This window comes from Gordonia polyisoprenivorans NBRC 16320 = JCM 10675 (assembly GCF_000241325.1).
Taxonomy (GTDB): Bacteria; Actinomycetota; Actinomycetes; order Mycobacteriales; family Mycobacteriaceae; genus Gordonia; species Gordonia polyisoprenivorans.
The window spans coordinates 1-13707 of record NZ_BAEI01000069.1; the positions used below are offsets into that span (position 1 = coordinate 1).

The window sequence follows — 13707 nt, forward strand, 5'->3', positions numbered from 1 at the left end:
GATCGCGGGCAACTCGTCCAGTGTGCCAGATCCTCGCGCTTCGGCCAAATCCTGTCTGGCTTCACCGCGTTCCGGCGTACCGCGGATTGCTGGCCTCAACTCCGAGAAGGTGAAGACATCGTGCAACCCCCGATTCCTGTCGGCCCCGGGGGAGTTGCTCTCTGCGGTGCAACAAGAAAGTTACATGCGTTGGAACATCGCGTCAAATCCCCAGGTCAGCGGGCGATGCGTGCGCCTGCGAACGACTTCTTGCCGCGCCGGACGACCAGCCACCGGCCGTGCAACAGATCCGAGTCGGCCGGTCGCCACTCCTCGTCGGAGATCTTCGCATTGTTCACGTACGCCCCGCCCTCGGCGACCGCGCGCCGCGCAGCCTTGTTGCTGTCACACAACTTGGTGTCCACCAACAGCTCGATGATGGTCGGCCGCGTCCCGGTGTAGTCGGCCACCGTGGTTTCGCCCAGCGCGGCGGCCAGCGTCTGTTCGTCGAGATCGTCGAGATCCCCACGACCGAACAGGGCCTGACTGGCCAACTGGACGGCGGCGGTGTGCTCGGCGCCGTGGATCAGCGTCGTCATCTCTGCTGCCAGTCGCTTCTGCGCGAGCCTGAGGTGTGGGGTCTCCTCGGTGGCGCGCTCGAGTTCGGCGATTTCCTCACGATCGAGGAAGGTGAACCACCGCAGGTAGCGCACGACGTCGGCATCGGCGGTGTTGACGAAATACTGGTACCACGCATACGGGCTGGTCAACTCCGGATCGAGCCAGAGGCTACCGCCGCCGGTGGACTTGCCGAATTTCTTCCCGTCGGAGGAGGTCACCAGCGGCACGGTCAATGCGTGAACAGCGTCGCCGTCGACCCGTCGCACCAGATCCACACCGCCGATGATGTTGCCCCACTGATCGGACCCGCCGATCTGGAGTGAGCAGCCATGTCGTCGATGCAGCTGGAGGTAGTCGTTGGACTGCAGCAGGATGTAACTGAACTCGGCGTAACTGATGCCGTCGGTCTCCAGGCGTCGTTTGACGGTCTCGCGCGCCAACATCACGTTCACCGAGAAGTGCTTGCCCAGGTCCCGGAGGAAGTCGACGACCGACATGGGTCCGGTCCAGTCGAGGTTGTTCACCAGAACCGCGCTGTTGGGTGCGTCGTCGATGGTGACGAACCGCCGCAATTGCCCACCGATCCGGTCCGCCCACCCTTCGACGACATCGGTGGCGTTCATGGAACGCTCCCCCACCTCGCGTGGGTCTCCGATGAGTCCGGTGGCGCCACCGGCGAGCACGAGAGGTCGGTGGCCGGCGAGCTGGAAGCGCCGCAACGTCAGCAGCGGTACGAGGTGGCCGGCATGCAGACTTGCCGCGGTCGGATCGAACCCGGCGTAGAGGGTGATGGGACCGGCGTCCAGCGTGGCACGAAGTTCATCGAGGTCGGTCGATTGCGCGATCAGACCGCGCCATTCGAGCTCTTCGAGGATATCGCTGGTGGTCACTGCGTTCTCCGACGTCTGCGCACTCACCCGACGATCTTCCCACCCCGGACTCGGAATCTGGTCGAGGGGCAGGCGCGGGATGGCTGCCGATCAGGAACCGCTGGTCAATTTGGCATGCTCGGCATCGTCGACGGCTCTCGCCTCATCGGCGAGCATGACGGGAATTCCGTCGGCATCGATACGGTAGGCAACGTGAAGGCGCGGGTTGTACAACTCGTCGCCTGCGTTGAGCAGCGGGCCATGGTCTTGCGGACACACGAGTCGTTCCCGAACGATCGGATCAATGGCCTCGGCACGCGACGACATTCCGCTGATTCCCTTCGTTCGACGGTCACACGACCATTTCGGCGATCACACGACGATGCAGGCCGGTTGCTGCATGTCGACCTCACCGTATCGTGCCGGTGGCCTCGCCCGCCTCCTCCGTGGGTGCGGCGCCGTTCCATGCGACCTTGGCCGCCGACGACCTGGTGTACCTGCGGTAACGCCCCTCGACGTCGCGGTACCAGACCTTCGCGCCCGGCTGTGGCACTCCCTCCCGGGCGAACGCCGTCGCCATCGGTCGATATGAGTCCGATACCGGGATCTCGTCGACCACCCGGATCAGATGTGGCCGCTGCGGAGCCGGCAACTCGCCGAGAGCGACCCGCAACTTGGTCACGGTCAGCGACTCCTCCCTCATCGAGGGTCTCAATGTCAAGGCCGCGATCGCCAGCTGCGCACCGGGATCACCCACGCTGTAGGCGACGACCTGGTCGACACCGGGGACCCGGGACAGCGCATTCTCGATCGGCGGGAGGTACAGGATGCCGTCGGTCGAGCGCACCGCCGAGTCCGCAGAACCCATGAACCACAGGTCGCCGTCGGAATCGCGTCGGAACAGGTGACCGGACACTTCCCAGCGATCGTTGCGGCTGAACACATCTCGCAGGACGGTCGAGGAAATGTCGAATCGATAGCGGGTGCGTGCCAACAGCAACCCGACCTCCCCCGCGTCGGCGCGCCGCACGAATCCATTGGGCGCCACCTCGAGACGTGAATTCTCGATGTCGAAGGCGGCCACCTGAACCGGATTCGTCTCCGGCAGTTCACGTCCCATCGACCCTGCCTGATCGCCGGCCACGTTGGCCAGAATGGCCGAGCCGTCGGCGGTCGCGAAGAACTCGAGTACGCGCGCCCGCGGGAAGGCCGCCTGCACGTCCTCCCACAACCCGACGGGCATGCCCGACCCGATGAACAACCGGATGGGATTGTGCTCGGCGATGTGGAAATTCTCCGACCGGACGATCTCGCGCATCATCGTCCACGTGTAGGAGACGACCGTGATGCCGTAGCGGCGAACCTCCACGGCAAAGGTCTCTGCATCGACCCCGTTGGACAGCGCAATTCGGGAACGCCCGACGACGGTGGCACCGAGTGTGGTGAGCAGCCCCGACGCATGGTGCAGCGGCGGAAGGCAGTACACCGTGTCGCGATCGGTCAGGCCGGCCGCCGACGCGGCCCCGAACGCCGACATCGCGAACCGATGGTTGGTGATGGGCCAGGTCGCGAGTTTGCCCTGTGACCTCGTGAAGAGGATGAACGCCAGGTCGCCCGCCAACCCGGGATCGGCCCGGTACCACACCGGCATCTCGACTTCGGCTGGGTCGATCTGTTCCATGTCGACGATGCGGTGACCGTCGGCACGGTCGATCACCCGGGTGTCACCACTGCCCCCACCCAGGATCAGCACCCGATCACTGTGCGCCGCAGCGGTCTCCAGGTTCTTCGGGTCGGTGATCACCACGCCGCAGTCGGACAGACGCAACATCTCGTCGATGTCGCCCTCGGGCGAGAGCATCACCGCCACCGCGCCCAGTCGCGACAGCGCCGCCACCACGACCAAGGCGCTGGGGCGGGTATCCATCAGCACGCCGATGTGCTGGCCCGGACGGATCCCGCACGACACCAGACCGGCGACGACGTTGTCGATGCGCGCGTTCACCTGCGCGTGGGTGAGTACACGGTTCTCGAACAGGAACAGTTCCTTCTGCGCGCCGCGTTTGGCGTTCTCCGACATCAGCTTTCCCAGCGAGATCTGGGTTCCGGCCTGGATCTGGCCGAGTCGCAGGAGTCGGGGCACGGTGCGCACCGACTCCTGGGCGACGGCGATCGACGACCGCTGCAGCGATGAGGCGATGCCCATCAGGTCGCGGGAGACCCCGGCGCCGGCGTCGGCCACCGCACCGAGACCGTGAGTGATGCGGGACGCCACGCTCACCCCCGACCCACTACCGGGCTCGGGAACCGTCATCGTCTCCAGTCCCTCGGGCTTGGGGCGCAAACCGGACTGCCACCCGATCCACTCCGCGGTGATCGGCCACGTCTGGGCGCCGGAGGTACTGCCCACAACGAGTCCGAAATGTCCGACCGGTACCCGCGATTCGTAGACCTCCGCGTCGGGGGCGGCGCGGACGATCCCCCGCACCGCGGCCGGCTGGCCGATGTCGTCGGCCTCGCCGACGAACGCGAGGATGGGACAGGTGATCTCGGCGAGAGTGACCAGTTCACCGTTGATGACGAATCCACCGGACACCATGCGGTTGTGAACGACGAACTGTCGCAACAACTCCGCGATCGCCGGGCCGGACCACGCGACCCAGCCGTCGGATTCGAGGAAGCGCCGTTGATCTTCACGCGGCAGCAGGGCGTCGCGGTCGTGGAGCTGCCGCAGGAAGTCCAGTCGGCTGCGTGCGGTCTTGACCGGGTCGAGCATCTGGAATCCCAAGCGCGCCAACCATCCGGGTACCCACAGATGACTGACCACGCGATCGGCGAGGATCTCGGCACCGGGAACCACCAGCCCGGCCGGTAGTCCGAGCGGCAAGCCGGCGAGCACGTCGACGGGGCTGCCGAAGGTGATCAGGCTCGCGAGACCCTTGCTACGTCGGTACGCGGCGGTCTGGTACGCGAACATCCCACCCTGGGAGTAGCCGGCGAGGTGAACGTCCTTGCCGGTGGCATCGATGATCAGGTCGATCGCCCGACTCACCGCGACGACGTGGTCGGCAAGGTCGCGTTCCATCCCGCCCTCGACGGTGTCGGGCGACCCGAAATCGATCACCCACGGCACGATCCCGTGCCGATGCAGGATCGACACCGCCCCGTTGTGCTCGGTGACGTCGTAGACGTTCGCCGACACCATCATCGGCGGGATGAGCACCACGTTCGGGCCGTCGGCGTCGTCGCCGGGAAAGTACCGCCGCAGCTTGAACATCTTCTCGGTCTCCACGACCGCGAAGGGCGCAGGCTGCGTGCCCGTCTCCAGACCGCCGAGACGCAGTACCTCGAGTCCGTTCTGTGCGGTTGCGACCACGCGGCCGACCACCGCGCCCACATCCGGAATTCCGCCCAATCGACACCCCTCCTCAGTGGGCCCTCACTCTACCCACCCGGTTCCGCGGACGGACCGCTATCGGCCAGTCCGGCCACCGGCGCGGCGACAACGGCGGCAGCGAGCTATCGGACCGACACCCTGTCGATCCAGAAGGTGCGCAGTCGGGCAGTCTCCTCGGCCAGCACGTCGAGCTGACGCCGCACCTGCCGCGGTGCGGTACCGCCGTGGGCGTCACGCGACTCGATCGACCCGCGGACGGTGAGCACCTCACGGACCTGCGGCGTCAGTGCCGGATCGATCGCGGCGAAGGCGGCGTCGTCGAGTTCGTCGAGCCCGACCCCCCGCTCCTCGGCCTCCCGGACACAGGCGCCGGCGAGCTCGTGCGCAACCCGGAACGGAACTCCTTGACGCACAAGCCATTCGGCAATATCGGTGGCGAGGGTGAATCCGGCGGGCGCGAGTTCGGCCATCCGTTCCTCGTGGAACTGCAGGGTACCCACGAGCCCGGCGATCGCCGGAAGCAACAACTCCAGCTGGGCGACCGCGTCGAACAGCGGCTCCTTGTCCTCCTGGAGATCTCGGTTGTAAGCCAACGGCTGGGCCTTGAGAGTGGCCATCAGTCCGGTCAGGTCACCGATGAGCCGCCCGGCCTTGCCGCGTGCGAGTTCGGCGACATCGGGGTTTTTCTTCTGCGGCATGATCGAACTACCGGTCGACCACGCATCCGACAACGTCACATAGCCGAATTCCGGTGTGCTCCAGATGATCACCTCTTCGGACAGGCGCGAGAGGTCGACAGCGATCATCGCGAAGACGAAGGCGGCCTCGGCGGCGAAATCCCTCGCCGACGTCGCGTCGATCGAATTCTCGGCCGGCGCGTCGAAGCCCAGTTCGGTGGCGATCGCGCCGGGATCGAGTCCGAGCGACGAACCGGCGAGGGCGCCGGAACCGTACGGCGACACCGCGGTCCGCCGGTCGGCATCACCGAGGCGATCGATGTCACGGATCAGCGGCTGGGCGTGGGCCAGCAGATGATGCGCCAGCAGGACCGGTTGCGCGGCCTGCAGGTGGGTTTTGCCGGGCATCACCGCATCAGGATGCGCGGCAGCCTGGGTGGTGAGCGCGTCGACCACATCGAGCACCCCCAGTGCAACCCGGCTCATGGCCTCACGCACCCACATCCGGAACAGGGTGGCCACCTGATCGTTTCGCGACCGGCCGGCACGCAACCGCCCGCCCAACTCGGCACCCACCCGGTCGATCAGTCCCCGCTCGAGGGCACCGTGGACGTCCTCGTCCGACGGCGCCGGGCCGAAGGTGCCGTCGGCGACGTCGGCGGCCAGGCGATCCAGACCGTCGAGCATCGCGGTGAGGTCGTCGTCGCCGAGCAGTCCGGCCGTGTTGAGGACCCGCGCATGCGCCTTGGATGCGCGAATGTCGAAGGGCGCCAACACCCAGTCGAACTGCGTGGACTTGCTCAGCGCCGCCATTGCCGCGGCCGGGCCGTCGGCGAATCGGCCACCCCAGAGCGAACCCTCGTTGGTGCCCCCGGCTCTCTCACTCACCGATCAGATCCCGGCGCGCCGCGATCTTCGACGACAGACCGTGCAACTCGACGAATCCGCGGGCTGCGGACTGATCGAAGCTGTCCCCCTCGTCGTAGGTCGCGAGGTTGAAGTCGTACAGCGATTCGGCGCTGCGTCGACCGTTGACCGCGATGTGTCCGCCGTGCAATGTCAGCCGGATGTCACCGGAGACGTGCTCCTGCGTCGACTCGACGAAGGTGTCCAGCGAACGCTTGAGCGGCGAGAACCACAGACCGTCGTAGACGAGTTCGGCCCACTTCTGGTCGGTGCGACGCTTGAACCGTCCGAGCTCACGCTCCAGGGTGACGTGTTCGAGCTCTTCGTGCGCGGTGATGAGCACCATCGCGCCCGGGGCCTCGTAGATCTCACGGCTCTTGATGCCCACGAGCCGGTCCTCGACGACGTCGAGCCGTCCGACGCCCTGGGCCCCGGCCCGCCGGTTGAGCTCCTCGATGGCGTCGAGCACGCTCACCGGCCTGCCGTCGATGGCGATCGGGCGACCCTTGTCGAAGGTGATGATGACCTCGTCGGGCGAGGACCAGTTGATCGTCGGGTCCTCGGTGTAGGAGTAGACGTCCTTGGTGGGCGCATTCCAGAGGTCCTCGAGGAAGCCGGTCTCCACCGCTCGGCCCCATACGTTCTGGTCGATCGAGAACGGGGACTTCTTGGTGACGTTGATCGGGATCGCGTTCTCCTCGGCGAAGGCGATCGCCTTCTCCCGGGTCCAGGCGTAGTCGCGCACCGGGGCGATGACCTCCAGATCCGGTGCGAGCGAGGCGAATCCGACCTCGAAACGCACCTGGTCGTTGCCCTTGCCGGTGCAGCCGTGGGCCACCACGGTGCCGCCGTGGTCGCGCGCCGCGGTCACCAGGTGCTTGGCGATCAGCGGTCGCGACAGCGCCGAGACCAGCGGATAGCGGTCCATATAGAGCGCGTTGGAGGTGATCGCCGGCGAACAGTAGTCGTCGGCGAACTCGTTGCGCGCGTCGACGAGGACCGCCTCGACGGCACCGCAGTCGAGTGCCCGCTGGCGCACGACCTCCATGTCCTCGCCACCCTGGCCGAGGTCGAGCGCGACGGCGACGACCTCCTTGCCGGTCTCCCGGCCGATCCAGCTGATGGCGACCGAGGTGTCCAGTCCGCCCGAGTATGCAAGTACGACGCGTTCGGCCATGTCTTCAGTGAGCTCCTGTTTCGAATGTGCACATCCATTCTCGGATGCGCGGTTGGCTGAGGGTGATCGGGGTCCGCGGAAGCGGACTCGCGGTGATCAGGGCTGGTTGTCGGGTCTCCTGCGACGTCCGGTTGTCACACGAGACCCTCGATTCGTCGGGCCAGTTCGGCGCCGTCGATCGGGTCACGGGCGCAGACGAAGATGGTGTCGTCGCCGGCGATGGTGCCGACCACATCGGGCAGACTCGCCCGATCGATCGCGCTCGCGAGGTAGTGAGCCGCTCCCGGCGGTGTCCGCAACACCGCGAGATTGCCACTGGCGTCGGTGGAGACCAGCAATTCCGACAGCAACCGGGAGAGCCGATCGGTCCCGCCGAAGACCCCGCGCACCGGCGACCCGTCCTCGGGCACCACATACACGCCGACCCCGCCGTCGGCGGCACGCAGTTTCACCGCACCGAGTTCGTCGAGATCGCGGGAGATGGTGGCCTGGGTGGCGTCGATGCCGCGAGCGGAGAGCAGATGCTGCAACTCCGACTGACTGCGCACCTGGTTCTTGGCGAGGATGTCGACGATCAGGGCGTGGCGACCGGCCCTGGTGGAGGCCAGCCGCGTCTCGGGCTGTTCGGGTCTGCTCGACGCCGTCATCGGTGCCCCAGCAACCAGATCAGCAATGCCTTCTGTGCGTGAAGCCGGTTCTCGGCCTCGTCGAACACCACACTCGCCGGACCGTCGATCACCTCGTCGGTGATCTCGTCGCCCCGATGAGCGGGTAGGCAGTGCAGCACAATGGCATCCGACGCTGCCCGGGCCAGCAGGTCGGCGTTGATCTGGTACGGCCGGAACGGGGCCTTGCGGTCTTTTCCGTCGCCCTCCTGCCCCATCGAGACCCAGGTGTCGGTGACCAGCACGTCGGCGCCGGCGGCCGCGCTCACCGGATCCTCGATCACCTGGACCGACCCGCCGGTCAGCTGCGCACGTTTGTCGGTGTCGGCGATCACCGCGGGGTCCGGCGAAAAGCCCTCCGGCGCACTGATCGTCACATGCATCCCGGCGGTCACACCGCCGAGCGCGAGCGAATGCGCCATGTTGTTCGCACCATCGCCGAGGTAGGTCATCCGCAGTCCCGCGGCGGCTCCCTTGTGTTCGATGATCGTTTGCAGGTCGGCGAGGACCTGGCACGGATGGAAGCTGTCGGACAACGCATTGATCACGGGAATCGTTGCGGTCGAGGCCATCTCGTCGAGACGGTCCTGACCGAAGGTCCGCCAGACGATCGCGTCGACGAAGCGCGACAGCACCCGTCCGGTGTCGGCGAGCGATTCATCACGGCCGAGTTGGGTGGTACGCCCATCGACGACGACGGCGTGGCCGCCGAGTTGGGCGATGCCCATCTCGAACGAGAACCTGGTGCGCGTCGAGTTCTTGTCGAAGATCACACCGACCCCGCGCGGGCCCTCCAACGGACGGTGCGCGAACGGGTTGCGCTTGACCTCCGCGGCGAGTACGAGGACCTCGGCTTGCTCCTCGGGCGTCAGGTCGTCGTCCCGGAGGAAGTGGCGGGTCATGCCTTCTCCTTCGCATCGTGAGCTGCGGCATCGTGAACAGCGGCATCGTGAGCAGCGGCATCGAGGAAACCCGTTAGGGCCGAGACGAATTCGCGACCCTGCTCCTCGGTGAGGATCAGCGGCGGCGCGAGGCGCACAACGTCGGGCGCCGGTGCATTGATGAGAAAACCGCCGCCACGCGCGGCGTTCTCGACGCGCGCGGCGATCGGCTCGGTGAGCGCGATCCCGAGCAGCAGACCGGACCCGCGGACGTGGTCGATCAGCGGATGCCCGAGATCCTCGACCCCGGTGGCGATCGCCTTACCCACCGCGGCGACATGGTCGAGCAACCCCTCGTCGTCGATCACCCGCAGCACCGCAAGCGCTGCCGCGGCACTGACCGGGTTCCCTCCGAAGGTGGTGCCGTGCTGACCGGGCGTGAACAGGTCGGCGGCATCACCGGTGGCGAGGCACGCGCCGATCGGTAGACCGCCCCCGAGCCCCTTGGCCAAGGTCATCACGTCCGGGACGACGCCCACCGCCTGGTGGGCGAAAAAGGTCCCGGTACGCGCGATTCCCGTCTGTACCTCGTCGAGGATCAGCAACGCGCCGTGCTCGGACGTGATCCGCCGGGCGTGCGCGAGATAGTCCGCCGGCGGCACCACCACACCGGACTCGCCCAGGATCGGTTCGAGGATGACCGCAGCCGTTCGTTCCGACACCGCCGACTCGAGCGCCGCCACATCGCCATAGGGCACGAAGTCGACACCGGGCGGCATCGGCTCGAAGGGCTCGCGCTTGGCGGGCTGTCCGGTCATGGCCAGCGCGCCCATCGTTCGACCGTGAAATGCCTTGTCGGCAGCGATGATCTGCGGTCGACCGGTACGCCGGGCGAGTTTGAACGCCGCCTCGTTCGCCTCGGTCCCGGAATTGCAGAAGAACACCCGGCCGGGCTGCCCGAACTTGTCGAGCAGCCGTTCGGCCAGTTCGACGACGCGCTCGTTGATGTAGAGGTTCGACACATGGCCGAGTGTTCCGAGCTGGTTCGCGACGGCGTCGATGATCGCAGGATGGGCATGTCCGAGCGCGTTCACGGCGATTCCGCCGAGGAGGTCGAGGTAGCGGTTACCGTCGGCATCCCACACGTGCGCACCCGCGCCACGCTCAAGGGTGAGCGCGGGGGTGCCGTAGTTGTTCATCAGCGCGGTCGTCCACCGCTGCTGCCAGGGTGCGGTCATGAGGTCGTGGCCTTCGGATCAGAGGTGTCGGGGTGAGCTCGGGATGCCGGTTCGGTGACCGAACCGGCGCCGGTTCGGTACGGCACGACGGTGGTACCCGCCGAACTCGACGTCAGCAGCTCGGCGAGCACCGCATGCGGCACACGGCCGTCGATCACGTGCGCCGCGCCGACTCCGCCGGTCACCGCCCGCAGGCACGCCTCCATCTTGGGCACCATGCCGGAATCGAGGCGCGGCAACAGCTTCGCGACCTGCTCGACGTCGATCCGCGACACCAACGACCCCCGATCGGGCCAGTCCGTGTACAACCCCTCGACGTCGGTCAGCATCACCAACCGCGACGCACCGAGCGCTTCGGCGAGCGCCCCGGCGGCGGTGTCGGCGTTGATGTTGTGCACGACGCCGTCACGATCCGGGGCAATCGTCGAGACCACCGGGATACGTCCGGCCGCAACGAGATCGAGAACCGCAGAGGTGTTCACCGACGTGATGTCACCGACCAGTCCGATATCGGTGGCCACGCCGTCGACCATCACGGTCCGGCGCGTCGCGGTGAACAGGTGCGCATCCTCACCGGTCAGGCCGACCGCGTACGGACCGTGGGTGTTGATGAGTCCCACCAGTTCTCGTCCGACCTGACCGAACAGCACCATGCGGGCGACGTCCATCACCTCGGGGGTGGTGACGCGGAACCCGCCGCGGAACTCCCCCGACAACCCCAGCCGCTGCAGCATCGCCGAGATCTGCGGACCGCCGCCGTGCACGACGACCGGATGCATTCCGCAGGCACGCAGGAAGACCATGTCCGCGGCGAATGCGCGCTTGAGTTCGTCGTCGACCATCGCGTTGCCGCCGTATTTGACCACCACGGTCGCACCGGCAAGGGACTGCATCGCCGGTAGCGCCTCGGCAAGCACCTGTGCCTTGTCGAGGCCGGCGTCCGTGCGATCGGCGCCCCCGGCATTCACGGCCCCGGGATCCACCCCGTCGAGGCTCATGACGAGTACGCCGAGTTCTCTTCGACGTAGGCATGCGACAGGTCGGTGGTGCGGATGGAACCGGACGCCTCGCCGAGTCCCAGCTCGATGCGCACGGCGATGTCGGCGCCCGACAGGTCCACCTCACGCGCACCGGGTGCGCCGGCACCGTCGACGCAGACGGCATTGCCGTTGAACGACACCGAGATCCGGTCGGGGTCGATGGTGACCGGCGCGATCCCCACCGCGGCGAGCACGCGACCCCAGTTCGGATCGGAGCCGAACAGTGCGGTCTTCACCAGCGAGTCGCGGGCCACGGTCCGTGCGATGGTGATCGCGTCGTCCTCGGTCCGCGCACCGGCGACGGTGATGGTGACGCGTTTGGTGACGCCCTCGGCGTCGGCCATCAGCTGGGCGGCCAGATCGTCGCACACCGCCAGCACGGCGGCGTCGAGATCTGCTTGATCGACCGGGATCTGGCTGGCGCCGGAACCGAGCAACAACACGGTGTCGTTGGTCGAGGTGGCACCGTCGACGTCGAGTCGATCGAAGGTCAGCGCCGTTGCCCGCCGCAGGGCGGTGTCGAGTTGCTCGGCGGACGCCCGAGCGTCGGTGGTCAGCACGCACAGCATGGTGGCCAGTGACGGGGCGAGCATTCCCGCACCCTTGCCCATCCCGCCGACGTTCCATCCCTGCGGGTGGTGCAGCGCAACCTGTTTGGGCACGGTGTCGGTGGTCATGATGGCGTAGGCGGCGTCGGTTCCCCCGGACAGACCGCCCCCCATCTCGTGGACGATCTCGGTGACGCCGGCGAGCACCTTGTCCATCGGCAGACGATCGCCGATCAAGCCGGTGGAGCAGACGGCGACCTCGACGGCACCGGTCTCGGTGCCCCAATTGCTCAGTGCCTCCGCGACGGCCTCCGCGGTGGTGTGGGTGTCCTGGAATCCGCCGGGTCCGGTGCACGCATTCGCGCCGCCGGAGTTGAGGATCACCGCGCGTAGTCGGCCCGTGGTGAGTACCTGCTGCGACCACAGGACGGGCGCGGCCTTGACCTGGTTGCGGGTGAACACACCGGCTGCGGCGTAGTCGGGGCCCTCGTTGAAGACCAGTGCAAGATCCTCTTTGCCGGATGCCTTGATACCGGCCGCGATCCCGGCAGCCCGAAACCCGAGCGGGGCCGTCACGCCTTGTTCCCGCACCAATCGCGGTGCGTCCAGCGGCGCTCCGCCGGCAATGCGATCGTCGGTGTCGATCCGATCATCCGATGTGGTCACGGTGCCACCCCCACGGTGCTCAAACCCTCGGTCTCGTCCCAGCCCAGCGCCAGATTCATCGACTGCACCGCAGCACCGCCGGTGCCCTTGGTGAGGTTGTCGATAGCGCCGACCGCGACGAGAGTGCCTGCGCGCTCGTCGACGGTCACCGCCAACTGCACCGCATTGGATCCGATCACCGAACCGGTCGTCGGCAGGGACCCGGGCGGCAGAAGGTGCACGAAAGGCTCATCCGCATAAGCCTTTTCATAGACTGCGCGCACATCGTCAGAAGTCGCCGAGGTACGGGCGGTGCAGGTGGCCAGAATGCCCCGTGACATCGGGACCAGAACAGGGGTGAAGGACACGGTCACCGGCATGTCGGCGGCAGCCGAGAGTGCCTGCGCGATCTCCGGGGTGTGCCGGTGCACACCGCCGACGCCGTAGGCCCGTGCCGACCCGATCACCTCGGCGGCCAGCAGGTCGACCTTGGGCGTGCGCCCCGCACCGGAGGTCCCGCTGACGGCGACCACGGTGACCGCCGGTTCGACCAACCCCGCGGCGACCGCCGGCAGCAATGACAGGATCGAGACCGTCGGGTAGCAGCCCGGAACCGCGATACGGCTGGCGCCGGAGAGGATTTCGCGGTTGCCCGGCAGCTCGGGCATGCCGTACGGCCAGGTGCCCGCGTGTTGTCCCCCGTAGTACGCAGTCCAGTCGGCACTGTCACGCAACCGGAAGTCGGCACCGCAGTCGATGATCAACGTCGTGGGCGGAAGGGCATCCGCGATCGCTGCCGACGTCCCGTGCGGCAGGCCGAGGAAGACCACGTCGTGGCCCGCGAGGACCTCCGGTGTCGACTCCTCCAGCACACGATCGCCCAGCGGGAGCAGATGGGGATGAAGGGTGCCGAGCGTGCTGCCGGCGTTGCCACCCGCGGTCAACGCGCCGATCTCCAGCTCACCCGAACGCAGTCGGGGGTGACCGCACAGTAGTCGTAGGATCTCACCGCCCGCATAGCCGCTCGCACCGGCGACCGCCACCTTGATCGTCATGCAATCATT

At 67.3% G+C, this 13707-nt stretch carries 11 protein-coding genes; all 11 read right to left on the reverse strand.

The annotated features are described in order from the left end of the window. Nucleotides 1-215 precede the first annotated feature (215 nt). The 11 genes from tyrS to argC all read right to left on the reverse strand — a co-directional run bounded on the left by tyrS (nucleotide 216) and on the right by argC (nucleotide 13698). Entirely contained in the window at nucleotides 216-1517 is a 1302-nt protein-coding gene (tyrS, locus tag GOPIP_RS17945; RefSeq protein WP_006371183.1) for a tyrosine--tRNA ligase, read from the reverse strand. Nucleotides 1518-1580: 63 nt separating this feature from the next. Beyond that, nucleotides 1581-1796, reverse strand: coding sequence for a Trm112 family protein (locus GOPIP_RS17950; RefSeq protein ID WP_006371185.1), 216 nt, complete (start codon nucleotides 1794-1796; stop codon nucleotides 1581-1583). A gap of 82 nt (nucleotides 1797-1878) precedes the next feature. Continuing rightward, nucleotides 1879-4866: an AMP-binding protein gene (locus GOPIP_RS17955; protein ID WP_020171037.1), complete on the reverse strand. Its 2988-nt coding sequence runs from the start codon at nucleotides 4864-4866 to the stop codon at nucleotides 1879-1881. 122 nt (nucleotides 4867-4988) lie between these two features. Further along, nucleotides 4989-6431, reverse strand: a complete 1443-nt coding sequence (gene argH, locus GOPIP_RS17960; RefSeq protein WP_006371187.1) for an argininosuccinate lyase — start codon at nucleotides 6429-6431, stop codon at nucleotides 4989-4991. Next, on the reverse strand, nucleotides 6424-7626 hold the full coding sequence (locus tag GOPIP_RS17965) for an argininosuccinate synthase (protein ID WP_006371188.1): 1203 nt from the start codon (nucleotides 7624-7626) through the stop codon (nucleotides 6424-6426). The genes argH and GOPIP_RS17965 overlap by 8 nt, the downstream gene beginning before the upstream one ends. A gap of 134 nt (nucleotides 7627-7760) precedes the next feature. Further along, on the reverse strand, nucleotides 7761-8273 hold the full coding sequence (locus GOPIP_RS17970) for an arginine repressor (RefSeq protein WP_006371189.1): 513 nt from the start codon (nucleotides 8271-8273) through the stop codon (nucleotides 7761-7763). Then, entirely contained in the window at nucleotides 8270-9193 is a 924-nt protein-coding gene (argF, locus tag GOPIP_RS17975; RefSeq protein WP_006371190.1) for an ornithine carbamoyltransferase, read from the reverse strand. Before argF ends, GOPIP_RS17970 begins: the two co-directional genes overlap by 4 nt. Beyond that, nucleotides 9190-10410 carry an acetylornithine transaminase gene (locus tag GOPIP_RS17980; RefSeq protein ID WP_006371191.1) on the reverse strand — a complete coding sequence of 407 codons (1221 nt, stop codon included), beginning with the start codon at nucleotides 10408-10410 and terminating at the stop codon, nucleotides 9190-9192. Before GOPIP_RS17980 ends, argF begins: the two co-directional genes overlap by 4 nt. Beyond that, nucleotides 10407-11408 carry an acetylglutamate kinase gene (gene argB, locus GOPIP_RS17985; protein WP_006371192.1) on the reverse strand — a complete coding sequence of 334 codons (1002 nt, stop codon included), beginning with the start codon at nucleotides 11406-11408 and terminating at the stop codon, nucleotides 10407-10409. The genes GOPIP_RS17980 and argB overlap by 4 nt, the downstream gene beginning before the upstream one ends. Further along, nucleotides 11405-12664 (reverse strand): bifunctional glutamate N-acetyltransferase/amino-acid acetyltransferase ArgJ, encoded by a 1260-nt coding sequence (gene argJ / locus GOPIP_RS17990; RefSeq protein ID WP_006371193.1) that lies wholly within the window; start codon nucleotides 12662-12664, stop codon nucleotides 11405-11407. Before argJ ends, argB begins: the two co-directional genes overlap by 4 nt. Beyond that, entirely contained in the window at nucleotides 12661-13698 is a 1038-nt protein-coding gene (gene argC / locus GOPIP_RS17995) for an N-acetyl-gamma-glutamyl-phosphate reductase (protein WP_006371194.1), read from the reverse strand. The genes argJ and argC overlap by 4 nt, the downstream gene beginning before the upstream one ends. Nucleotides 13699-13707: the final 9 nt, after the last annotated feature.

Excerpts from the sequence above, each read along its gene's own strand:
- GOPIP_RS17950 (WP_006371185.1), bottom strand. The coding sequence starts at position 1,796 with ATGTCGTCGCGTGCCGAGGCCATTGATCCGATCGTTCGGGAACGACTC.
- GOPIP_RS17965 (WP_006371188.1), bottom strand. The coding sequence starts at position 7,626 with ATGGCCGAACGCGTCGTACTTGCATACTCGGGCGGACTGGACACCTCG.
- GOPIP_RS17970 (WP_006371189.1), bottom strand. The coding sequence starts at position 8,273 with ATGACGGCGTCGAGCAGACCCGAACAGCCCGAGACGCGGCTGGCCTCC.
- argF (WP_006371190.1), bottom strand. The coding sequence starts at position 9,193 with ATGACCCGCCACTTCCTCCGGGACGACGACCTGACGCCCGAGGAGCAA.
- GOPIP_RS17980 (WP_006371191.1), bottom strand. The coding sequence starts at position 10,410 with ATGACCGCACCCTGGCAGCAGCGGTGGACGACCGCGCTGATGAACAAC.
- argB (WP_006371192.1), bottom strand. The coding sequence starts at position 11,408 with ATGAGCCTCGACGGGGTGGATCCCGGGGCCGTGAATGCCGGGGGCGCC.
- argC (WP_006371194.1), bottom strand. The coding sequence starts at position 13,698 with ATGACGATCAAGGTGGCGGTCGCCGGTGCGAGCGGCTATGCGGGCGGT.